This is a genomic window from Streptomyces sp. NPDC039430 (assembly GCF_055639435.1).
In genome coordinates this window covers 82,280-105,005 of sequence record NZ_JBVKAK010000017.1, presented here as the reverse complement: position 1 = coordinate 105,005, position 22,726 = coordinate 82,280, and the positions used below count along the sequence as shown (strand labels likewise).

The 22,726-nt window shown below is 70.3% G+C and carries 20 protein-coding genes and 2 pseudogenes; 7 read left to right on the top strand and 15 right to left on the bottom strand.

Annotation, left to right across the window (positions count from 1 at the left end; genetic code table 11):
• Window positions 1-223: 223 nt before the first annotated feature.
• From htpX to ACZ7LS_RS30905, 3 genes and pseudogenes are all read left to right on the top strand, one after another.
• The gene (gene htpX / locus ACZ7LS_RS30915) at window positions 224-1,129 is read left to right on the top strand and encodes a zinc metalloprotease HtpX (RefSeq protein ID WP_382524433.1); all 906 of its coding nucleotides are present in this window, start codon (window positions 224-226) and stop codon (window positions 1,127-1,129) included.
• Between the two features lie 76 nt (window positions 1,130-1,205).
• Complete coding sequence (gene pspAB, locus ACZ7LS_RS30910) at window positions 1,206-1,790, top strand: PspA-associated protein PspAB (RefSeq protein WP_382524432.1); 585 nt, start codon at window positions 1,206-1,208, stop codon at window positions 1,788-1,790.
• 12 nt (window positions 1,791-1,802) lie between these two features.
• Window positions 1,803-2,222: pseudogene (locus ACZ7LS_RS30905) on the top strand (BRCT domain-containing protein); the annotation flags it as partial.
• Window positions 2,223-2,237: 15 nt separating this feature from the next.
• Here the strand turns inward: ACZ7LS_RS30905 and ACZ7LS_RS30900 are convergent.
• The 12 genes and pseudogenes from ACZ7LS_RS30900 to ACZ7LS_RS30845 form a co-directional block, all read right to left on the bottom strand.
• Complete coding sequence (locus ACZ7LS_RS30900; protein WP_382674548.1) at window positions 2,238-3,098, bottom strand: SMP-30/gluconolactonase/LRE family protein; 861 nt, start codon at window positions 3,096-3,098, stop codon at window positions 2,238-2,240.
• Between the two features lie 141 nt (window positions 3,099-3,239).
• A complete protein-coding gene (locus ACZ7LS_RS30895; RefSeq protein ID WP_385135718.1) occupies window positions 3,240-3,872 on the bottom strand; it encodes a GNAT family N-acetyltransferase in 633 nt (210 codons plus the stop codon).
• Between the two features lie 128 nt (window positions 3,873-4,000).
• Window positions 4,001-4,873 (bottom strand): S1 family peptidase, encoded by an 873-nt coding sequence (locus ACZ7LS_RS30890; RefSeq protein WP_385135656.1) that lies wholly within the window; start codon window positions 4,871-4,873, stop codon window positions 4,001-4,003.
• A gap of 177 nt (window positions 4,874-5,050) precedes the next feature.
• Window positions 5,051-5,308 carry a hypothetical protein gene (locus tag ACZ7LS_RS30885; RefSeq protein ID WP_382524424.1) on the bottom strand — a complete coding sequence of 86 codons (258 nt, stop codon included), beginning with the start codon at window positions 5,306-5,308 and terminating at the stop codon, window positions 5,051-5,053.
• 86 nt (window positions 5,309-5,394) lie between these two features.
• The gene (gene aspA, locus ACZ7LS_RS30880) at window positions 5,395-6,831 is read right to left on the bottom strand and encodes an aspartate ammonia-lyase (protein WP_385135652.1); all 1,437 of its coding nucleotides are present in this window, start codon (window positions 6,829-6,831) and stop codon (window positions 5,395-5,397) included.
• Between the two features lie 144 nt (window positions 6,832-6,975).
• Complete coding sequence (locus ACZ7LS_RS30875; RefSeq protein WP_382524420.1) at window positions 6,976-8,031, bottom strand: asparaginase; 1,056 nt, start codon at window positions 8,029-8,031, stop codon at window positions 6,976-6,978.
• Window positions 8,032-8,177: 146 nt separating this feature from the next.
• A pseudogene (locus tag ACZ7LS_RS30870) lies at window positions 8,178-8,570 on the bottom strand (amino acid permease); the annotation flags it as partial.
• A complete protein-coding gene (locus tag ACZ7LS_RS30865; RefSeq protein ID WP_385135648.1) occupies window positions 8,567-9,304 on the bottom strand; it encodes a FadR/GntR family transcriptional regulator in 738 nt (245 codons plus the stop codon). The gene ACZ7LS_RS30865 and the pseudogene ACZ7LS_RS30870, both read right to left, overlap by 4 nt.
• A gap of 229 nt (window positions 9,305-9,533) precedes the next feature.
• Window positions 9,534-10,436 carry a TauD/TfdA dioxygenase family protein gene (locus tag ACZ7LS_RS30860; protein ID WP_385135715.1) on the bottom strand — a complete coding sequence of 301 codons (903 nt, stop codon included), beginning with the start codon at window positions 10,434-10,436 and terminating at the stop codon, window positions 9,534-9,536.
• Window positions 10,437-10,787: 351 nt separating this feature from the next.
• Entirely contained in the window at window positions 10,788-11,651 is an 864-nt protein-coding gene (locus ACZ7LS_RS30855; RefSeq protein WP_382674538.1) for a helix-turn-helix domain-containing protein, read from the bottom strand.
• A gap of 207 nt (window positions 11,652-11,858) precedes the next feature.
• Window positions 11,859-12,497: a peptide deformylase gene (gene def / locus ACZ7LS_RS30850; protein ID WP_385135713.1), complete on the bottom strand. Its 639-nt coding sequence runs from the start codon at window positions 12,495-12,497 to the stop codon at window positions 11,859-11,861.
• A gap of 181 nt (window positions 12,498-12,678) precedes the next feature.
• On the bottom strand, window positions 12,679-13,167 hold the full coding sequence (locus ACZ7LS_RS30845; protein ID WP_382524414.1) for an SPW repeat protein: 489 nt from the start codon (window positions 13,165-13,167) through the stop codon (window positions 12,679-12,681).
• A gap of 256 nt (window positions 13,168-13,423) precedes the next feature.
• On the opposite strand from ACZ7LS_RS30845, the gene ACZ7LS_RS30840 reads away from it, so the two are divergent.
• On the top strand, window positions 13,424-13,933 hold the full coding sequence (locus ACZ7LS_RS30840) for a MarR family winged helix-turn-helix transcriptional regulator (protein WP_382524412.1): 510 nt from the start codon (window positions 13,424-13,426) through the stop codon (window positions 13,931-13,933).
• A gap of 61 nt (window positions 13,934-13,994) precedes the next feature.
• Window positions 13,995-15,002, top strand: a complete 1,008-nt coding sequence (locus ACZ7LS_RS30835; RefSeq protein WP_385136096.1) for a 1-aminocyclopropane-1-carboxylate deaminase — start codon at window positions 13,995-13,997, stop codon at window positions 15,000-15,002.
• A gap of 141 nt (window positions 15,003-15,143) precedes the next feature.
• Here ACZ7LS_RS30835 and ACZ7LS_RS30830 read toward each other — a convergent pair whose 3' ends face one another.
• Both ACZ7LS_RS30830 and ACZ7LS_RS30825 read right to left on the bottom strand, forming a co-directional pair.
• Window positions 15,144-16,064 (bottom strand): AEC family transporter, encoded by a 921-nt coding sequence (locus ACZ7LS_RS30830; protein WP_382675405.1) that lies wholly within the window; start codon window positions 16,062-16,064, stop codon window positions 15,144-15,146.
• Window positions 16,065-16,288: 224 nt separating this feature from the next.
• Window positions 16,289-17,605: an aldehyde dehydrogenase family protein gene (locus ACZ7LS_RS30825; protein WP_382675402.1), complete on the bottom strand. Its 1,317-nt coding sequence runs from the start codon at window positions 17,603-17,605 to the stop codon at window positions 16,289-16,291.
• Between the two features lie 162 nt (window positions 17,606-17,767).
• Between ACZ7LS_RS30825 and ACZ7LS_RS30820 the strand changes: the two genes are divergently transcribed.
• Entirely contained in the window at window positions 17,768-19,315 is a 1,548-nt protein-coding gene (locus ACZ7LS_RS30820; protein ID WP_385136092.1) for a carboxylesterase/lipase family protein, read from the top strand.
• Between the two features lie 112 nt (window positions 19,316-19,427).
• Here ACZ7LS_RS30820 and ACZ7LS_RS30815 read toward each other — a convergent pair whose 3' ends face one another.
• Window positions 19,428-20,573: an NADH:flavin oxidoreductase gene (locus tag ACZ7LS_RS30815; RefSeq protein ID WP_385136090.1), complete on the bottom strand. Its 1,146-nt coding sequence runs from the start codon at window positions 20,571-20,573 to the stop codon at window positions 19,428-19,430.
• A 368-nt stretch (window positions 20,574-20,941) separates the two neighbouring features.
• Here ACZ7LS_RS30815 and ctaD point away from each other — a divergent pair, with 368 nt between their 5' ends.
• Window positions 20,942-22,672 (top strand): aa3-type cytochrome oxidase subunit I, encoded by a 1,731-nt coding sequence (ctaD, locus tag ACZ7LS_RS30810; RefSeq protein WP_382969747.1) that lies wholly within the window; start codon window positions 20,942-20,944, stop codon window positions 22,670-22,672.
• The last annotated feature ends 54 nt before the right edge of the window (window positions 22,673-22,726 follow it).

Below are 22,726 nucleotides of genomic sequence, written 5' to 3'. Positions count from 1 at the left end.
CTGCCACTGCCACGGCCACTGCCACGGCCACTGCCACGGCCACTGCCACTGAGGCCGTCGCCGGGAGCGAGGTCGTGGCCGGGTGAGGGACCGACGCGGAACGGGCGTGGGACCGGCGGAAGCCCTACGGGGAGCCGGTCCCACGCCTTCCATATATTCCACTTATTCCGTTTCGCCGGGAAAGGAGGAAAATGACAGAAGAAAGAGCTAATGGAGGCGAGCGATGACACAGTCCCGCTACACCCAGGACCGCGGACTGACCACCCGCATGGTGACCACCATGTTCCTGATCGGCCTGCTGTACGTGGTCCTGGTCGGCGTGCTGCTGGCCGTGCTGGGCAAGTTCTGGCCGGTCATCCTGATCCTCGTCGGAGGGCTGTTCATCGCCCAGTTCTGGTTCAGTGACAAGATCGCGGCCTTCGGCATGGGCGCGCGCGAGGTCACCCCCGAGCAGGCACCCGAGCTGCACGGAGCCGTCGACCGGATCTGCGCGCTGGCCGATATGCCCAAACCCAAGGTGGCGATCGCGCGGAGTGACATACCGAACGCGTTCGCCACCGGCCGGAGCGAACGCAGCGCGCTGGTCTGTGCCACCACCGGTCTGCTCCGCAGGCTGGAGCCGGAGGAGCTGGAGGGTGTCCTCGCCCATGAGATGTCGCATGTCGCGCACCGCGATGTCGCCGTGATGACCATCGCCTCGTTCCTGGGCGTGCTCGCGGGTCTGATCACCCGGATCGCGCTCTACAGCGGGCTGTCGAGGAGCGCCAGGAACGCCGGCCCCGCGGGGCTCGCGATCCTGCTGATTCCGCTGGTCAGCGCCGTGGTCTACGCGATCGGCTTCCTGTTGACCCGGCTGCTCTCCCGCTACCGCGAGCTGTCCGCCGACCGTACGGCCGCCCTGCTCACGGGCCGGCCCTCGGCGCTCGCCTCGGCGCTGACCAAGGTGAGCGGCCAGATGGCGCGGATCCCGACGGAGGACCTGCGGAAGGCGGAGCCGTACAACGCGTTCTTCTTCGTGCCCGCGTTCGCCTCGAAGGAGAGCCTCGGGCGGCTGCTCGCCTCGCACCCGACGCTGGAACAGCGGCTGGACCAGCTGGCCCGTATCTCCGCCGAACTCGCCCGGCCGTAACCCGGCCGAAGGGCGTGACCGGTCGGCGCGGCCGTCACTGTCGTCCCCCGAACCTCTGTTGTGAGGAGCTGGTCCTGTGGGCCTTCTCGATGCCATCCTCGGCCGGAGCAAACCGGTCCGTCCCGATCTCGACCAGCTCTTCGCCCTCCCGTCCGCCGCGCTCACCCTCCAGGCCGGGGCCGGATACACCCCCACCGGCCTCGGCTCGGTCTGTTTCGCGGGCGTCGAGGGCGGTGGCTTCGCCCGGATCCGGCAGGACGTGCGCGAACTGCTCGACGCGGACACCGGCCAGGACAGCCGCCCGGTGGAGTTCAGCCAGGACTCCTACGGCTACACCTGGCTTCTGGTGCGCCGGGCGCCGGACGACACGGCCGCCCTGGTGACCGATCTGCACGCGGTGAACACCCTGCTGGAAGAGGGCGGATTCGGCCCTCAGCTGCTCTGCTCACTGCTCAGTTTCCGGGATACCGAGCACCGGCCCCTCGCTCTCGTCTATCTCTACAAGCGGGGCAGCTTCTACCCCTTCGCGCCGCTGCCCGGCACCGCCGAGAAGCGCGACAATCAGCGGGAACTCCAGGTCAGAGCGGTGCTCGGGGACGATCTGCGGATCGAGCCCGATCTCGCGCGCTGGTTCCCCGTCTGGGGTGCGCCGGGACTCTGACCGGACCCGTTGTCAGTGGTGGACGGCAGGACCGAGCTGGCTCCGCTGATCGACAAGCTCGTCGCCGCGGGTGTCAACATGACCGAACCGGGCGCCACCGAGCCGCCCTTGGCGTCGTCGGAGGAGGACGGCGCCGGGCCCGGGCGGACGGCCGGCGACGCCGCTTCCGGCGGCGGTCCGCTGGACTCCATGACCGTCGTGGTGACCGGCGCCATGACCGGACCGCTGGCGAAGCTCTCGCGCAACGAGGTGAACGAACTGATAGAGCGGGCCGGTGGCACGTCCTCGTCCGGCGTCTCCAAGCGCACCACGCTCCTGGTCGCCGGCGAGAAGGCCGGCTCCAAGCGGACCAAGGCCGAGGCGCTGGGGATACGTATCGCCACGCCCGAGGAGTTCGCCGTGCTGGTGGCCGGTCTGCTCGAAGACGCCTGACGGCCGCCCGCCCCGCTATCCGGCGTACGGCAGCGGGGCCAGTCCGGCGATCTCCGGGTCGACGGTGAACACGGCGCCCGCGGCCGGGTCGTCGCCGTCCGCGAGGCCCTGCCGTGAGGTGGTGATGAACAGCCGGCGATAGCCGTCACCGCCGAACGAACAGGCGCTGACCTGGCGTGCGTTGACCTCGACCACCTCGTCCAGGGTGCCGTCGGCGGCATAGCGGCGGACGGCGGAACCGCCCCACAGCGCGACCCACACTCCCCCTTCTGCGTCCACGGTCAGGCCATCGGGGGAGCCGTCGCCCGGGTCGATGGTGACCCAGGGCTCGGGGGTGGAGAAGTGTCCGGTCGACGGGTCGGTCGTGATCCGGGCGATGGTCCCCGTGGGGGTGTCGACGTAGTAGGCGAAGTCGCCGTCCGGGGCCCACGCGAGGCCGTTGGAGATGGTGACCCCGGTGTGGACGAGGGAGGTGGCGCCATCGGGGGTGAGGCGGTGGACGGAACCGGCACCGGGGCGGGCGTCGTACGCCATGGAACCGCAGTAGAAGTTACCGGCCGGATCGCAGGCACCGTCGTTCATCCGGACCGTGGGGTCGGTCCACAGCTCGTCGCCCGCGGTGACCGTGCCGTCCTCGGCCACCAGGACGAATCCCCGCTCGACGGCCGCGACCACACCGCCGGAGCTCCGGGGCCGCCAGGCCGCCGCGACCTCGCCGAGGTGCCACCGTTCGTACGCACCGCCGCCGGCTTCGGTGTCGAAGGTGAGGAGGTCGCCGGCCAGCAGGTCGACGATCCTCAGCCGGCCGGCGCCGGGGTCCCAGCCCGGGCCCTCGCCGTGATGGGTGACGACCCCGGTCCACTGCTCGGCGCGCATGGCGGCCCCTCTCGTCTCAGCCTTCCGGAGCCACCCGGGGCGCCCCGGGTGGCTCCGCTCACGCTCGCACGCATGCTACGGGCGTGTCCGCTACGTATCGCGGTCCGCCCTCGCCTGCCGAGAACGGCGGCGGTGGCCCGGTCATCCCGGCTTCGTCATGTCCCGGGACACGGCCAGCCGCATGGCACCGAGCATGTAGCCGTGGTCGGGTCCGTGACCCGCCCCACGCAGCTGCCGGTCCAGCCGGTCCATCCACTCGAAGTCGCCGGCCCGGCCCTCCCGCAGGCCGTCCACGGCGGGAAGGGTGGACCGGTCGACGGTGCCGGCCATCCGCATCTGCGGGTGGAGGGAGAATCCCGCCAGCCGGTACCGACGGGTGGCGCCCGCGTGGACGCTGGAGGAGAAGATGCCGGGACGCCCGTCGGCATGGGCGAGTACGGCATCCATCAGGCGCTTCCCGATGCCCTGGGCCTGATGGCCCGGCAATACGCCGTAGGTCGCCAGGTACCACAGGCCGCCGCGGTTCTGGGACATGGCGAATCCGACGACTCCGTCGGCACCGGTCCCCTCTTCCACCGCGACCCAGCACCCTCCGGGGTCGACGCTCAAGGAGAACCGCGTCCGGTCGATCCACTGCTCCGAGGCGACCGCCGAGCGCGGCTCGGCTTCGGGCTCACTGACCCGTCTGGTGCTCCGCTCCGCGTCGAGGAACGTCAGCGCCGATGCCCGTTCCGCCGAGGCGAGATCGTCCGCGCACATCAGTCTGACCCGCACAGAGTCCAAGGTTGTGGTGTCCGCGGTTTCAGCGTAGTGATCGGCGAGTCCGGGCCGCATCCGGTTATCCGTGGCCAGGCGCCGCCGGTCCCCCGGCGGCGCCACGCCATGTGTGCGGTGTCCGGTCGCTACGGCCTGGGCAGGGTGCAGCCCGGACGGGTCAAGTCGATCTTGCTGCCGGTGCCGACGCACGGCACGATCCCGTAGGTCTCCTGGGCGTAGTTGATGCCCTGACGCACGGTCACCGTACCGTTCTGGTCCACCTCGCACGGATTGTTGACCGTGCAGCGGCCGCCGCTCTCATTGCCGGTGTTGTTGACGGCGACGACCTTGCCGGTGGTGTTGTCGATGACGGGCGAGCCCGAGGTGCCGCCGATCGTGTTGCACGCGGAGGTGTAGCGGACCGAGTCCTTCCAGGTCCAGCTCCCTTCCTTCAACTGGTAGGCGAATCCATCGATGTTGCAGCTGTAGATCCGCTTCCAGTAGCCGGAGACGACCTTGATCGCGGTGCCCTGGACCGGGCGGGTGGTGTTGAGTTCCAGCGCCGAGATCCCGTAGGAGCTCTGTATCTGCGCGTAGGTGCTGGTGAGCTGGTACAGCGACACATCGGTGTCGGTCATCGTCGCGTACGCGATCTTGCTGGCGCGCAGGGTCGCGACGCCGGTGCCCGAGGAGTTCAGCAGGCTGAAGGTGCGGGTGGACGCCCGGTCCACGATGACCTGGCCGGCGGCGGGCATGCCGGTCTCCAGGCAGTGGCCGTTGGACAGGACGAGTGCGGGGTCGCTCGGTTGCGAGGCGGGCGTACGGACAACGGAGCCGGAACAGTTGCTGAGTGCGACCGTTCCGGCGAAGTCGACTGCCTGGACCTTGGCTTGGGCGGTTGCCGCGGTCCCGGCGGCCTTCGTGGGCGCGCCCGCGTCATGGCTTGTGGCCATGGCGGGTGCCGCTCCCGCTCCGAGGAGCAGAACGGCGAGCAGCGCGCCGAGGAGAGGCTTTCTCATGTGGGGTCCCCTCTGTGACCGAAGTTCCTTCGGTTTTGTCATGGGCATTGTTGACGCATGTGTGGCAGCGGGCAACCATGCCTGGACGAGGCTCACGCGGACCCCTGAATTCCGGCCCCTGACATGACGGTGGGGGCGGCGCCGGCCCGGCACCGCCCCCACCCACCGTCATTCCCTTCAGTTGATCAGATCGTTCCCGGCCTTCACCGCGTCGGCCCCGGCCTGCACCGCGCCCTTCACGGCGCCCACCTTCTTGTCGACCTTGTTCCCGAGGACGCCTTCCACAACGGGCTTGGCCTTGGTGCCCACGGCCGCCGCGGTCTGCGCCGTACTGCTCAGGGTGGAGCCGAATTCGACCGCCTGGGCGGCGGGGGCGACGGCGGCGAGCAGCGCGGAGCCTGCCGCGGCGGCGGTGAGAAATCGATACGCGTTCATGGTCGGTGTAACGCGTGGAGGCGGTAGAGGACACGCGCCCCTCCACCGGCGGGGGCACGCCGCGCCGGCGTGGGCGCGGCCCCCCGTCAGGCCGCGCCCGCCTCCGCCTCCGTACCCGTAGGCGCACCCGTGCCCGCGATCACCTCGGGCCGTAGCAGGGCCATGAGCCGGTCGGCCGGCAACAGCCCGCGTTCCAGGACCAGTTCGGCGACACCGCGCCCGGAGGCGAGGGCCTCCTTGGCGATCTCGGTCGCGGCGAGGTAGCCGATATGCGGGTTGAGCGCGGTGACGAGCCCGATGGAGTTCTCCACGCTCGCGCGCAGCGTCTCGGTATTGGCGGTGATACCGGACACGCAGCGCTCCGCGAGCGTGACACAGGCGGCCCGCAGATGGGTGATGCTCTCCGAGAGGGAGTGCAGGATGATCGGTTCGAAGGCGTTGAGCTGGAGCTGCCCCGCCTCCGCCGCCATGGTGATGGTGACGTCGTTGCCGATCACCTCGAAGGCCACCTGGTTGACGACCTCGGGGATCACCGGGTTGACCTTGCCCGGCATGATGCTGGAACCCGCCTGCACCGGCGGCAGATTGATCTCCGCGAAGCCCGCGCGCGGTCCCGAGGAGAGCAGCCGCAGATCGTTGCAGCTCTTGGAGAGCTTGACCGCGATGCGCTTGAGCACGCCGGAGAGATGGACGAAGGCGCCGCAGTCCTGGGTGGCCTCGACGAGATTGGCCGCCGTGACCAGGGGCAGCCCGGTGATGGCGGCGAGATGGCGCCGGGCGGCCTCCGCGTAACCCACCGGGGCGTTGAGGCCGGTGCCGATGGCGGTCGCGCCGAGGTTGATCTCATGGACGAGGCAGACGGCCTCGGCGAGCCGGCACTCGTCCTCCTCCAGCATCACCGCGTACGCGGAGAACTCCTGGCCGAGAGTCATCGGCACCGCGTCCTGGAGCTGGGTCCTGCCCATCTTGAGGATCTCGCGGAACTCCTCGGCCTTGGCCGCGAACGCCTCGCGCAGGATCGTCACCGCGTCGAGCAGTTCGCGGACGGCGATGATCGTGGCGACGTTGACGGCGGTCGGATAGACGTCGTTCGTCGACTGGCTGAGGTTGACGTCCTCGTTCGGGTGCAGCTCGTGGTAGTCGCCCTTGGCGTGGCCGAGGAGCTCCAGCGCCCGGTTGGCGATGACCTCGTTGGCGTTCATGTTGGTCGACGTACCGGCGCCGCCCTGGATCACGTCCACGACGAACTGGTCGTGCAGCAGGCCCTCGTTCCTGATCTCCCGGCAGGCGGCGGCGATGGCGTCGGCCTTCTCCGCGGTGAGCAGCCCCAGGTCCTGGTTGGCGCGGGCCGCGGCTTCCTTGACGGCGGCGAGCGCGTTGATCAGATGGGGGTAGGCGGCGATCGGCGTACCGGTGATGGGGAAGTTCTCCGAGGCGCGCAGGGTGTGCACTCCCCAGTACGCGTCGGCTGGTATGTCGCGGTCGCCCAGCAGATCGTGTTCGCGGCGGTGGCCGGCAGTCATGTCGGGGTCCTTCGTGAGAGCTGCGGGTGGGTGTGCCGTGGCGGCGGGACGGCGGAAGGCGAGACGGCGGGGAGACCTGGAGGAGAGGCTGGGCAAGGCGGAACGGTGGGGGAAGGCGGAACGGTTGAGGGAGGCGGAACGGTGTTACGCGGCGGGCGGGACCGAACCGGTCCGCGAACCGGCCGACGGGGCGAAGAAGGGTGCCAGGGCACCTGCCGCACGCAGGGTTCCGACCTCCCGTCCGCCCCCGATGACCGGTACGCGGTCGAATCCGGCGAGGATCTCCGGGTCGATCCCGCATCTGGCGAGGGCCGCGGCGGTCACCGGCATCCTGGCGCGGTCGGCGCCGTCGGCGATCTTCACCCCGACCGCCCGCCCGTCCGGCAGCGCCACGATCTGCACGCCCTCGAACCCGTCCTTGGCGAGCAGTCCCGGGACCGCGCGCATCAGCCGGGCGACATCCCGTCCGCTGCCGGAAACCATCCCGGGGTGCTCGCGCATGGCGTGCGCGACCCGGCCCTCGTCGGTACCGGGCGCGGCCGTCGCGATCCGGGCCGCGGCCCGGGTGAGACCGTGCAGGGATACGGCGAAGAGCGGCGCGCCGCATCCGTCGACCGTCACCCGTGCGATGGCCTGCCCGGTCAGTTCCTCGACCGTCGAGGCGATCTCCCGCTGGAGCGGATGCCCGGGGTCGAGGCAGTTCTCCAGCGGCCAGCCCCTGGCCTTGGCCGTCATCAGCATGGCGGCGTGCTTGCCCGAGCAGTTCTGGGCGAGCCGGCTGGGGCCGCGCCCGGCGCGGATCCATTCGTCCCGAACCGCCGGGTCGTACGGCAGATCGGGCACGTTGCGCAGGTCGTCCTCGGTCAGTCCCGCCGCGTCCAGGATGCGCCGGGCCACGGCCAGATGGCTTTCCTCCCCGGAGTGGCTGGCCGCGGTGAGGGCCAGCGACTCGCTGTCGAGCGCCGGCAGTCCGGCACGCAGCAGTCCGACCGCCTGCACGGGCTTGAGCGCCGAGCGCGGGTAGAACGCGGCCTCGATGTCGCCCGCGCGGAACTCCACGCCACCGTCCGCCGCGAGGACGACGACCGAGCCGTGGTGGACGCCCTCGATGACACCTCCCCGTACAACATGCGCGACGGGGACATGGGCCGGCTCGCGGACGGCGGGGGGCTCCCCCGGTACGGGGCGCTCTTCCCGCACAGGGGTGCCTTCCGGAGCAGGGGGCTGCGCGGGGCGCGAGGGGCTTGGCGGAATGGCGCCCGCCGGCGTGGAGTGGCTCATGATCAACTCTCGTTGTCGTTCTTGGTGCCGGTGGAAGTCCCGGCCCCGGCAGCAGCGGTCCCGGACGCGGTTTCCCGTACGGTCCCGACCCGGGCCCGTACCAGGAACCAGCCCGCGACGAGCGCTCCCTTCTCGCCCAGGAACTCACGGGCGTACGAGACGAACGCCCCGGAGGACGGCCGGTGCGGCACCGGCTCTCCGAGGGCGCGCACCACGAGGAAGGCGAAGACACCGCGGACGGCGTAGGCCACGGCCGACGAGGGCCCGGCGCAGGCGAGCCTGCCGCCCGCGCCGGGGAACAGCCCGGTGCCGAGGGCCCCGCCGATGGCGATCATGTTGATGCGGCGGGGCTTCGGGGACTTGCCGTATCCGGCGTCACCGGCGTCGATGTGCGCCGCACCGTCCGGCGCGGGTGCGTTGCCCGCTGGCCGAGGTTTCTGGAGGGACGGTTCGTTCACGCCGGGTCGTCGCCATCTGCGGGCGGGACCGCGCGCCGCGGCGCGCGCACGATGGTGGTCAACGTCGACTCGACGCGGGCCAGATGGTGGGTCATGGCTTCCACGGCGTCACGCTCGGAACGGTCGACGAGCGCGTCGACGATCGCCTGGTGCTCCCGGTTCGACTGCTCGCGCCGCCCGCCCAGATCGTTGAGGAACGCCGACTGGCGGGCCAGCGCGTCGCGGATCTCCTCGATGACCCTCCGGAAGACGGGGTTCTGGGCGGCCCGCGCGACCGCGAGATGGAAGAGGGTGTCCATCGCCACCCACGCGGTGGTGTCGGTCTCCCGTTCCATCCGCTCCTGCAGATGCGCGAGATGGTCGAGGTCCTCGGAGGTACGGCGGAGCGCCGCGTACCCGGCCACCGGGATCTCCACATGGCGGCGCACCTCAAGGAGGTCGCTCGCCGAGTAGTCACCGAAGGTCGGGTCCTCGACCGGGCCGTGGGACACGACGAAGGTGCCCTTGCCGCTGCGCGAGACCGTGAGCCCCATGGTCTGGAGCGCGCGCAGCGCCTCCCGGAGCACGGGTCGGCTCACTTCCAGGCGGCGGCAGAGCTCCGCCTCGGAGGGGAGCTTGTCCCCCACGGCGTACTCACGTCGCTCGATGGCACCGCGCAGATGACCGAGCACCGCTTCCAGGGCGCTGATCCGCTTGGGCGCGTCGCCAGCTGTCTGGCTGTCTGACAGGTTCACCCGCGCATCGTGAACCCCCGGGGAGACGGCTGTCAAGACAGCCGTTCACCAAGAGGAACAGACGGCTCCGGAGTCGGCCGGCCACGGCTCCGGCCGCGCACTCGCCCCTCCCCGGCACTGCGCGGAAGACGACGATCCGTCCCGCCACGGCATTGCCACGCCGCGGCGGCAATGCCGTGGGGGCGCGGCAACCGCGGCGGCCGTGGCAGCCGTCGCAGCCGTGGCGCCGTCAGAAAGGCCGGTCGCCCGCGATGGCGACGCGCTCGGCCACCCGGCGGTGCGGGGCGTAGTCGTTGACCGCGTAGTGCTGGGTGGCGCGGTTGTCCCAGAAGGCGATGTCCCCCGCCTGCCAGCGGAACCGCACCTGGTACTCGGGCACATGGGCCTGCTGGAACAGCAGGCGCAGCAGCCGGTCGCTCTCCGCACGCTCCAGCCCTACGATCCGCGTGGTGAAGGAGATGTTGACGAACAGCATCCGCCGTCCGGTCTCGGGGTGACGCCGTACGACAGGATGCTCGACGGGCGGGAACAGCTCCTGGAACGGGGCGAGTTGGGCGGGCGAGGAGAAGCGCGCGAACCCCGGGACGAAGTCGTGCACGGCGCGGGCGCCGTCGATACGGTCCTTCACGCTCCGCGGGAGATTGTCGTACGCCGCCGCCATGTCGGCCCACATCGTGTCACCGCCGACCGGAGGCACCTCGCGCAGTTGCAGCACCGCGCCCATCGCGGGCCGCTCGCGGAACGTCACATCCGCGTGCCAGACGTTCTCGAAGGTGGGCACCGCGCTCCGGTCGAAGCGGACCACCTCCGGGGCGTCTCCGGTGGCCAGCAGCGGATTGGTCTCCAACTCGCCCCAGTTGCGGGCGAAGGCGCGCTGCGCGTCGGACGACAGACGCTGTCCGCGGAAGAAGAGCACCTTCCACTCCAGCAGCGCCCGGTTGAGCTCCTCGCGTACGGCGGGCGCCGGCGGTACGGACAGGTCGATCCCGCGGATCTCGGCACCGATGATCCGCCCCTGCGGGACGACGTCGAAGAGCTCGTACGGCCGGTCCTCCCACTCCTCCGGGAGGCGGCGCAGCACCTTGGGGCCTTCGTACAGGCCGTCGGCGGGTATGCGGTGATCACGCAGTATGGGTGAGACGGACGGTACGGACGCGGTGGCAGGAGCGGACGCGGCGGAAAGGGCGGACGCGGCGGACGGGGCGGTGATGGTCACGGGTCTCCTCTGGAGGAACGGCGGCGGGCACACGCGGGGCAGTCCGGCGGAGGCGGGATCCCGGAGCGGACGAGCCCGTCGAGAACGGGCCGGTGGGGCTACGGGTGACGTCGCGGATCAGCGACAGGAACGGGCCGGGGGAGATCCCACCCGGCCGCGGCGACGCAGAAAGCTGTGGCCGCGGGGCGCGCACTCACCGTGGGGGCCGCTGTGGCGCGGCTCCGCTGCACGGAAGTTCGAGTACGTACCCATGGCAGGCACCGTACCTCAGATCGCCCGGCGGAACGCGGCGAGGAGGTGCCTCGTCCGGCCGGCGGGCTCCGCGTGGGCCACCATCCGATCCATGACCTGCATATGTTCGGCGACCTCGGCGTCCTGATCGAGATAGAGAGCGCCGGTCAGATACTCGATATACACCATGTCGGGCACTTCGGGCATATCAAAGCGGAACAGTACGAACGGACTGTAGGTACCGGGGTGATGGCCCGCGGCGAACTCGGCTATCTGGATCGTCACATTGGGCAGTTCCGTCGCCTCAAGCAGCCGGTCGATCTGTGCCCGCATCACCGCCGACGAGCCGACGGGTCTGCGCAGTACCGTTTCATCCAGGACGACCCAGAGCGCCGGCGCGCCGGCGCGGGTCAGCAGCGCCTGGCGCCGTTTGCGCAGCGCGACATGGCGTTCGATCCTGCCGGGGTCGGTCATCCGGCCCAGGGCGCCCGCGGTGAGGACCTCACGGGCGTAGTCCTCCGTCTGGAGCAGACCGGGCACGAAGTGCGGTTCGTAGGAGCGAATGGTCGTGGCGGCCTCTTCGAGGCTCACATATCCGCTGAACCAGTCGGGGAGTATGTCGTAGAACCGCTGCCACCAGCCGGGTTCGTTCGCCTCGTCCGCCAGCCGCAGGAACATCTCGGCCTCGTCCGCGGGCACGCCGTAGGCGGGCAGCAGGATCTGTACGTAGGGGATCTTGAGCGAGACCTCGGCCGTCTCCATCCTGCGGACGGTGGCGGCGGTGACGCGCAGCAGCTTGCCCGCCTGCTCCCGGCTCAGGCCCGCGCCCTCGCGCAGGGTCTGCAACTGCTTGCTGAGGACGAGTTGGCCGATCGTCGGCGCGGAGCGCGGCTCGCTCACGTCCCACCTCTACGCACCACAGCACCCCCCGAGCGCCACCGTTACGTCGGGCAGTCTGCCACAGCGGCCGCGGCATGAACATGGGAATCTGACGCCTCGTCCGGAACTCCAGAAACTGGTGCCCAAGCGGTTTCCCGGGCGGTTTCCCGGGGGGTGTCCTGAGCGGATTCCCGAGTGGTGCTCAGCGGTTTCGGAGAGGCACTCCGGTCAGGAGGCTGGGAGCGTGAAACCCAGTTCCGCCGCGGCCAGGGAGGGGGTGGGCTGCGACCAGCGCTCGACGGCGTGCTCGGTGCTGGACAGCGAGCGCGTCTCGGCGACGTCGAGGTAGAGCGTTCCGTCGAGGTGGTCCGTCTCGTGCTGGACGATCCGGGCCGGCCACCCCGAGAACTCCTCGTCGAGGTCCCGTCCCCGCTCGTCCTGCCCGCGCAGCCGGACCCGCGCGTGGCGTGCGACCACGGCCTGCCAGCCGGGGACGCTCAGGCAGCCCTCGAAGAACGCGGCCCGGCCTTCGCCGACCGGCTCGTACGACGGGTTGACGAGCACCCGGAAAGGCTGCGGAACCCGGCCGCGCGCGTCCCGCACCTCGTCACTCACCTCGGCGGGATCCTCGATGACCGCGAGCCGCAGGGGAATTCCCACCTGAGGCGCCGCCAGTCCGACGCCGGGCGCGGCACGCATCGTCTCGCGCATGACGCGCACCAGACGCTCCAGCCGGGCGTCCCCCAACTGCCCCTCGTACGGGAGCGCGGGGCGCCGTAGCACGGGGTCACCCGCGGACACGATGGGGAGCGGCGAGGGCCCGTCGAGAAAGGAGTCGACGAGATCGGTGAGTTCGGTGCGTGTCATGGCCTGCATGGCCCCACTTTCCCAGACTCCGGGAAAGGCGTTTCCCGGACTCCGTGAAAGGGGCCGCTCGCCGGGGCTGCTCGACGGGGCTGCTTGACGGGGCTGCTCGACGGGCGCAGGGGGCGTCACCGGGGACGGCGGCCGGCCCGCCCGGTTTCCCGGGACGGGCCGGCCGGTCGAATCAGGCCCTTCGGCGGTTGCGACCGCTCTTCATCGCCGCTGCCGCGCACACCAGACCGAGCAGGATGGTCAGCGCGCCGATGATCGCGTTGGTCCAGATGATGCCCTTGTCCGGACCGGTACCGACGATCCATGGCGCGATGATCAGCCACACACCCATGGCGCACATGGCCCAGCTGAGGCCGTACATGCGCTGAGGCATGACGGTGAAGCCGACAGCCATCACCACAAGCGCGATTCCCATGATGAGGTTGTGCACCGCCAGAGCGGGCTGGGTGGCCGTGAAGTGGATGATCCAGGGCGACAGGGCGCAGAACAGGCCGACGAGAAACACCGGTCCGTCCAAGAGCGCCACATCGCGTCCGCCGAGCATGCGGGCGTAACGCTCCCGCATCTCCGGGACATCGGGATGACCGGCCAGGTCCTGCCTCGTATGTGAGACGTCCTGCCTCTGTGAGACGTCGTGCCTCGTGTGTGAGACGTCGGCCATACGACTCGCCTCCTTCGCTTGCGCAAGTCAGACCGCGATGCGCGACATCGAGTCGCGTCAGATCCATTCTGCGCGCTTTGGCCACTTTTGTGTAGCGGTGAGATAAGAAGAGCGAGATATCCTTTATGTATAAAACACCTGCTGATCTTTTTCATGGCAATACTTCATGGCGGATACACAGCACACAGGCCCGCCCTCCCCCGTCCGGGCCACCCGAACCTGGACACCGGAACACCGGATCAAAGGAGCCGTACCCGTGGCCGAGGACCTCATCGCAGGCGTGATGCGGCAGTGGCAGCAGGTACTGCCCGAACTGGACACCGCCCCGATGGCGGTCATCGGGCGGCTCCATCGCTGTTCCGCGCTCCTCCAGCGGGCCACCGACGCGCCCCTCGGACGGGAGCGGCTGACCCGGCCCGAGTTCGACATCCTGGGAACCCTGCGCCGTACGGACCGGGAGCTGACTCCGGGCCGGATCGCCCGGGAGACCTTCGCCTCCGGGGCGGCGGTGACCAAGCGGCTGCGCCGGCTGGAGAAGCGGGGACTGGTCGCCAGGCGGCCGGACGACCGGGACCGCCGTGTCACCCATATGTCCCTCACCGCCGAGGGGCGTGAGCTGCTCGACCGGCTGCTGCCCGAGCAACTGGGATACGAGGCGGCCCTGCTGGACGGACTCGGCACCCGTGGTCAGGAGCGACTGGCGGGCTCGCTGGGCGAGTTGCTGGTCGTGCTGGAGGGCCGGCTCGGGAGCCTGCCGGACTCTTGACATGGCAGGCCGCGGGGAAGGCCGTACCGGGAGACGCCTTCCCGCAGAGAGGACCTTCCCCGTGGCCGTCGAGGATTTCCCGCGCTATCCCCTGCTCTTCGGACCGAGCCCGATACACAGCCTGGACCGGCTCACCGGGTTCCTCGGCGGCGCCCGCGTCTGGGCCAAACGCGAGGACTGCAACTCCGTTCTCGCATACGGCGGGAACAAGACCCGGAAGCTGGAGTACATCGTCCCCGACGTGCTGGCCCAGGGCGCGGACACGCTCGTCTCGATCGGGGGGTATCAGTCGAACCACACCCGGCAGGTGGCCGCCGTCGCCGCCCATCTCGGTCTCAAGGCCCGGCTCATCCAGGAGAAGTGGGTGGACTGGCCCGACCCGGTGAACGACAGGACCGGCAATATCCTGCTGTCCCGGATCATGGGCGCCGATGTCCGGCTCGGCTCGGCGGGGTTCGGCATCGGGATCAAGGACTCCTGGCAGCAGGCGCTGGACGAGGTACGGGCCGAGGGCGGCGCACCGTACCCGATCCCGGCCGGCGCCTCCGAACACCCGCTCGGCGGGCTGGGGTTCGCGAACTGGGCGTACGAGGTGCAGCGCCAGGAGGCCGAGCACGACGTCTTCTTCGACACGATCGTCGTCTGCAGTGTCACGGGCTCCACGCAGGCCGGGATGATCGCCGGATTCGCGGGCCAGGACCGCCCGCGGCGGGTGATCGGTATCGACGCCTCCGCCAGGATCGACGAGACCCGCGAGCAGGTCGGGCGGATCGCGCGGCACACCGCCGATCTGATCGGGCTCCGGCGTGAGCTGCGTGACGAGGAGATCAGCGTGCTCGAAGGGTGGGCGGGCGACCGGTACGGCGTCCCGGTGGCATCGACGCTGGAGGCGATCCGGCTCACCGGCCGGCTGGAGGGGATGATCATCGACCCGGTGTACGAGGGCAAGTCCATGGCCGGGCTGATCGATCTGGTGCGTACGGGCGAGATCGGCAAGGACTCGACGGTGCTGTACGCGCATCTGGGCGGCCAGCCCGCGCTCAACGCCTACAGCGGCGCGTTCGACTGAGGACGCGACCGCCCGACCGCCCGGCCGACCGCCTGGCCGCCTGTCCTGTCCTGGCCGCCTGGCCGCCTGGCCGCCCCCGCCTGGCCTGGCCTGGCCGATTGCCCGGCCGCCGCACCACGCGATCGCATGGCACCACCGCCGTCAGCTCAGGAACGTCGCCACTACCACCAGCCCCGGCACCGCCAGCATCGTGGACAGCAGAATCGATTCACGGGCCAGCCGTTCGGCGACCCGATAGCGGGACGCGTACGTATAGAGGTTCTGCGCGGCAGGCAGGGCCGAGGTCACCACGACATCGAGCAGCGCCGCGCCGTGCAGCCCGAAGACCAGGGCCCCGAGCGCCCAGGCCACCAGCGGCTGGCCCACGGACTTCAGGACCGCGGACAGCAGCACGGGCCGGCGGTCGGGGCCCCGGCCCGGCAGGGCGCCGCCGTACAGCGAGATACCGAAGGCGAGCAGCACCGCGGGGACGGACATGTTGCCGATCAGCACCAACGGGTCAAGCACCGGCCCCGGCACCGCCACCCCCGTCGCCGCCACCGCGACTCCGCACAGCGAACTGGCCGCGACCGGGTTGCGCAGCGGCGTCGTCACCCGCTGCCACACCGGCCGCTTCTCGCCGGAGCCCGAGAGATCGAGCACCGTCAGCGCGATCGGCGTGACCACGATCTGCTGGAAGAGCAGCACGGGCGCCACCAGTGAGGCATCGCCCAGGACGTACACGGCGATCGGGATACCGAGATTCCCGGCGTTGACATAGCTGGAACAGAGCGCGCCGATCGTGGTGGTCCCCACGTCCCAGCGCCGTACGAGCGCGACCGCCACGAACGCCCCGGCGGCCGCCGCCGTACTGAGCGCGGTGATCAGCAGCCTGCTGGAGAGGACCACCGACAGATCGGCCCGGGCCAGTGTCGTGAACAGCAGCGCCGGTGTGGCCACGTGGAACGCGAGCTTGGTGAGCACCTCGCGGCCGTTGTCCCCGAGATATCTGCGCCGACCTATCAGATAGCCGACACCGATGACGACCGCGATGACGCCGAATCCGGTCAGTACGCCGCGCACCGCACGCCCCCGTCGGCGAAGTGGGCAGTCCTCGGGGGCGGCGCGGATGCATGGTCCATGCAGGCAACCTTCCCGAGGAACCTCACCCGGGGTCAACGTGATCTCGCGCACCGGGACCGGGGCCCGCTGTGCTCCCGGCGCCGCCGGTGCCGACACCGCCGGTTCGGCGAGCGCCGGTTCGGCGAGCGCCGTCGGCGCCGTCGCCCCGGCGAACTGACGGAAGGTCAGCTCAGTGGCTTGTCGACGACCGCCTTCGCATGGCTGAAGGTCTCGATCGAGTACTCGCCGTGGTAGCGCCCCATGCCGCTCGCGCCGACACCGCCGAAGGGCAGCTCCGGCATCGCCAGATGGGAGACGGGCAGCCCGAACGTGAGCGCGCCTGAGGAGGTCTCCTCGGTCAGCCGCCGCTTGGTCTCCTCGGACTCGGTGAACCCGTAGAGCGCCAGCGGCTTGTCGCGGTCGTTGATGAAGGCGATCGCCGCGTCCAGGTCCGGTACGGAGATGATCGGCAGCACGGGGCCGAAGATCTCCTCCCGCATCACCGGGGCGTCCGGCGAAACGTCGGCCAGTACGGTCGGGTCGATATGGCGGGCCGCGCGGTCGCTGCCACCACCGAGGACGACGCGGCCGTCGCCGAGAAACGGGATCAGCCGGTCGAAGTTCCGCTCGTTGACAATCTTCCCGTACTTTGGGTTGGCCGCGGGATCGTCCCCGTACATGGACCGGACGGCGGCGGTCAGCAGCGGTTCCAGTTCCTTCGCCGTCTCGCCGATGGCGAGGATGTAGTCGGGCGCCACACAGGTCTGGCCCGCGTTGGGGAATTTGCCGCGCGCGATGCGCTGCGCGGTGACCTCCAGATCGGCGCCCGGCTCGACCACGGCCGGACTCTTGCCGCCCAGCTCCAGGGTGACGGGGGTGAGATGGCGGGCGGCGGCGGTCATGACGATTCGCCCGACCGGCCCACTGCCGGTGTAGAAGATGTGGTCGAACCGCTGCTCCAGCAGGGCTGTGGTCTCCGGGACCGCGCCCTCGACCACGGCGACGGCCTCGCTGTCGAGATACCGGGGCACCAGCTCGGCGAGGGCGGCCGAGCTCGCGGGCGCCAGCTCGCTGGGCTTGATGACCACGGTGTTGCCCGCGGCGAGCGCCCCCACCAGCGGCGCGAGCACGAGCTGTACGGGGTAGTTCCACGGGCCGATGATCAGCACCACCCCGAGCGGATCCCGTACGATCCGGGCCCCGGCGGGGAGGAAGACATCGGGGACGGCGGCCGGCCTGGGGCGCAGCCACTCCTCCAGACGCGCGACCGTATGGTCCAGCTCGTTGAGGGTGAACCCGATCTCGGCGCGGTACGCCTCGGCCGGATTCTTGCCCAGGTCCGCGAGCAGGGCCGCCTGGAGTTCGTCGGTCCGTTCGGTGAGCAGCCGGCGCAGGGCGTCGAGCTGTGCCAGCCGCCAGGAGAGCGGTTTGCTCCGGCCGGTGTTGAAGGTGGCGCGCAGCCGGGCGACGGTGGCGGCGGGGGTCGCGGTGACGGTGGTCATGGTCCTCACTCCTTGCTCGGCGGACTGCGGGGGCTCGGTGAACGGGCAACGGGCAACGGGCAACGGGATCACTATGCGCGTAAGGATGTATGAGGGGCACACGGGGGACGTATAAGGAGCCATGTCGTGTGCGGCGCGCACGAGGGAAGGGAGCACAGCCGGATGATCAGTGAACCCGACCCGGACCCTGTCGTGGACGTGGAGCCCGTCGTAGATGTGGAGCCCGTCGTGGACGCGGGCTCGATCGTGGACGCGGACCCCATCGTGGGCGTGGGGCCCGTCGTTCGCACCGAGTACGGCCGGGTGCGCGGCCGGATCGAGCGCGGGGTCGCCGTTTTCCGTGGTGTCCCGTACGCGGCGGCGCCCGTCGGCCCGTACCGCTTCCGCGCGCCTGCCGCGCCCGCGCCGTGGGACGGCGTCCGTGAGGCCTCGGCCTACGGGCCGACCGCCCCGAAGCCGCCGTACGCCCCGCCGCTGGACCGGCTGCTGCCCGATCCGTCGGTGCCGGGGGACGACTGTCTGAACCTCAATGTGTGGACCCCCGACCCGGGCGGCGCCGGACTGCCCGTGATGGTCTGGATCCACGGCGGCTCGCTGCGGAACGGCTCGTCGGCCGTTCCCACGTACGACGGCGCCGCGTTCGCCCGGGACGGCGTGGTCCTCGTGTCGCTGAACTACCGGCTCGGCATCGAGGGGTTCGGGGTGTTCCCCGACGCGCCCGCCAACCTGGGACTGCGGGACCAGCTCGCGGCGCTCGCGTGGGTACGGCGGAATGTGGCGGCCTTCGGCGGCGATCCCGAACTGGTCACCGTCTTCGGCGAATCCGCCGGGGCGTTCTCCGTCGCCGGGATCCTGGCCTCCCCGCTCTCCGCCGGCCTGCTGCGGCGGGCCGTGCTGCAGAGCGGTGTCCCGTCCGCCGTCACTCCGGCCAGGGGCCGGCGCACCACTCGGCGCATCGCCCGGCGGCTGCGGGTCCCGGCGACGGCGGCGGCCTTCGCCCGGGTGGACCGCGACCGGCTGCTGCGGGCTCAGCGCGAGGTGACCGCGGGCGGCCCGCTGGGCGGTGGCGCGAGCTTCGATCTCGTGGTGGACGGCGAGGTGCTGCCCCGCGATCCGGCCGCCGCGCTGGCGGCCGGACAGGCCGCGGAGATCGGTCTGCTGATGGGAACGACCTCGGAGGAGTACCGGCTGTGGTTCATACCCAGCGGTGCGCTCGACCGGATCGGTCCGGTCACCCTGCGGCTGGCCATGGCCCGCTTCGGCGTACGGGGCAGGACGGCGGCGGTGTACCGGGCCAACCGGCCGGACGCGTCGCCCGGGGAGCTGCTCGGCGCGCTCGCCACCGACCGGCTGCTCCGTATCCCGCTCACCCGGCTCGCCGACGCGCGCGGGAACGCCCCGGCCGCCACCTACTTCTACGAGTTCGCCTGGCCGTCGCCCGTCCAGGGGCTCGGCGCGTGCCACGCCCTGGAGATCGGCTTCGTCTTCGACACCCTCCGGGAGCCGGCCACGCTCTCGCTCACCGGCACCGGGGCGCCGCAGTCCCTGGCGGACACCATGCACGCCGACTGGGTGCGGTTCGCCGCCACCGGGGATCCGGGCTGGCCCGCCTGGGACTCCTCGCGCCCGGTGATGACGTACGGGCCCGGCGCCCCGGAGGTCGTCCACGCCCCCAGGGACGACGAACGCCGCGCCTGGGACAGGCCCTGACGGAACGGCCGGCCCTGCCACGGACGTGGCAAGGGGGCCGGCGCGTCCCGTCATCGTGCCGGTCCTCCGGTCAGCGCGGTTCCGTCAGCGCGGTTCCGTCAGCGCAGTTCCGTCAGCGCAGTTCCGTCAGCGCGCCGTTGTCGAAGGGCACCAGCTCGTCCGCCCGCCCCTCGATCGTCTTCACCGCCCACTCGGGATCGGCCAGCAGCGCGCGCCCGACGGCCACCAGGTCGAACTCGTCCCGCTCCAGCCGGTCGAGCAGCGGGTCGATACCCGCGACGCCCTTGACCTTGCCCTGCTCGACAGCCTCCAGGAACACGCTGTCCAGTCCGACGGAGCCGACGGTGATGGTGGCCCGGCCCGTCAGCTTCTTCGCCCAGCCGGCGAGGTTCAGGTCCGAGCCCTCGAACTCCGGCTCCCAGTACCGGCGTGTCGAGGCGTGGAAGACATCGACGCCCGCCTCGGCCAGCGGGGTGAGCAGGCGTTCCAGCTCTTCAGGGGTTTCGGTCACCTTGGCGGTGTAGTGCTGCGCCTTCCACTGGGACAGCCGGAAGATGATCGGGAAGGACGCCGACACGGCCGCGCGCGCGGCCGCGACGATCTCGGTGGCGAAGCGGATCCTGGACGCCTCGTCGCCGCCGTAGGCGTCGGCACGCCGGTTCGTACGGGACCAGAGGAACTGGTCGATGAGGTAGCCGTGCGCGCCGTGCAGCTCGATGCCGTCGAAGCCCAGGCGCTCGGCGTCGGCCGCGGCGGTGGCGAAGGCCGCGACCACCTCGTCGATCTCGGCGAGACTCATCGCCCGGCCCGCCGGGTTGCCGTCCAGCCCCAGCCCGGACGGGCTGACCGCCTTCGCCACCGACTCGTCGTCGGTCACCCGGCCGCTGCCCTCCGCCCACAGCTGCGGAACGATCCGGCCGCCGGCGCGGTGTACGGCGTCGACGACCCGGGCCCAGCCGGCGAGCGCGTCCTCCCCGTGAAAACGCGGGATCTGCTGTTCGCGCCCGGAGTAGGGGTGGTCCACATGGGTCCCTTCCGTGATGATCAGCCCCACGCCGCCGGCCGCCCGGCGCGCGTAGTACTCGGCGACATCGGCACCCGGGACACCACCGGGCGAGAAGTTGCGCGTCATGGGCGCCATGGCTATCCGGTTCGGCAGGACCAGGTCCCCGATGCTGAAGGAGCGGGAAAGGAGCTGTCCTGCCCTGCTCGCCCGCTCGTTCGGTGTCGCTGATGCCGCCGGTGCCGTCGATGTCACGGATGTTCTCCCTCGGATATCTGGAGAGTGGTCAACTCCACGCGCACAACGAGGTGGGGCCGGAGCGTATTCCCTCGCCCGGAAGCTCAGCCGGACGGTGAGAGGTGACTGTCACCGTGACCGGGACCGGGACCGGGGGGGGACACGATCGGGTGAATGTGGCCCGGCGGTGATTGCCGGGCGCCGAGGCCCCGAGACGCGGCACGGCGGCCCATCGGCCCAGTCACAGCACGCTTCCCGGGAATTCCGCCGGATCCGTTTCCGATTCTCGCGACGCGCCGGAGGGGAGAAGGTCGCACCGGCCCGGTGAAAGCAACGCCATGCTGCTGCCGAGTTCACACGGGACTGTTGACCGGAGGAGCGTTGCGGTGACCACGACGGGCACGGAAGAATCGGCGGAGGCCGACGACAGCTACGAGAATGAGCTGCCGGTACGGCGCAGGGAGCCGGGCAAAGTCATCGTGGGGTGGCTGACCACCACCGATCATAAGACGATCGGCACGCTCTATCTCCTGACATCGTTCGCGTTCTTCATCCTGGGCGGGGTGCTGGCGCTCTTCATGCGCGCCGAACTGGCCCGTCCCGGTATTCAGATCATCTCGCACGAGCAGTTCAATCAGGCGTTCACGATGCATGGCACGATCATGCTGCTGATGTTCGCCACCCCCCTGTTCGCCGGATTCACGAACTGGATCATGCCGCTGCAGATCGGCGCACCCGATGTGGCGTTCCCGCGGCTGAACATCTTCGCGTACTGGCTCTATCTCTTCGGATCGCTCATTGTCGTGGCCGGTTTCCTCACTCCGAACGGCGCGGCGGACTTCGGGTGGTTCGCGTATTCACCGCTGACGGACGGGGTCCGCTCGCCGGGGTCCGGCGGCGATCTGTGGATCATGGGTCTGGTTTTCTCCGGCTTCGGGACGATCCTCGGCTCGGTCAACTTCATCACCACGATCATCTGTATGCGCGCGCCCGGCATGACGATGTTCCGGATGCCGATCTTCACCTGGAACGTGCTGCTGACCGCCGTACTGGTCCTGTTCGCCTTCCCCATTCTGGCCGCCGCGCTGCTCGCGCTGGAAGCGGACCGCAAATTCGGCGCGCATGTCTTCGAAGCGGCCAATGGCGGGGCCCTGTTGTGGCAGCACCTCTTCTGGTTCTTCGGCCATCCCGAGGTCTACATCATCGCCCTTCCGTTCTTCGGGATCGTCACGGAAATCCTGCCGGTCTTCAGCCGCAAGCCGGTCTTCGGCTATATCGGTCTGGTGGCGGCGACAATCGCGATCGCGGGGCTGTCGATCACGGTATGGGCGCACCATATGTTCGTGACCGGCGGGGTGCTGCTGCCGTTCTTCTCGTTCATGACCTTCCTGATCGCGGTGCCCACCGGGGTGAAGTTCTTCAACTGGATCGGCACGATGTGGAAGGGCTCGCTGTCCTTCGAGACGCCGATGCTCTGGTCGATCGGCTTCCTGGTCACGTTCCTCTTCGGCGGTCTGACCGGCATCATCCTGGCGTCGCCGCCGATGGACTTCCATGTGTCCGACTCGTACTTCGTGGTGGCGCACTTCCACTACGTGGTGTTCGGCACCGTGGTGTTCGCGATGTTCGCCGGATTCCACTTCTGGTGGCCGAAGTTCACCGGCAAGATGCTGGACGAGCGGCTCGGGAAGATGACGTTCTGGACGCTTTTCGCCGGTTTCCACGGCACCTTCCTCATCCAGCACTGGCTGGGCGCCGAAGGCATGCCGCGCCGTTACGCGGACTATCTCGCCGCCGACGGTTTCACCGCGCTGAACATGGTCTCCACGATCAGCTCGTTCATCCTCGGCCTGTCGATGCTGCCGTTCTTCTACAACGTCTGGAAGACCGCCAAATACGGCAAGCAGGTCGAGGCCGACGACCCCTGGGGGTACGGGCGTTCGCTGGAATGGGCCACTTCCTGTCCCCCGCCGCGGCACAACTTCATCACCTTGCCGCGTATCCGTTCCGAGTCCCCCGCGTTCGATCTGCACTATCCGTCCATCCGGCTGCTCGACGAGGCGCTCAACAACCCCGGGGCCTCCGTCACCGTGGCACCGGGGGACCGGCAGAAATGACCGGCCCGGCGCGGCGACACGGCGTACCGGGTCGGGGACAAGGCGTACCGGTTC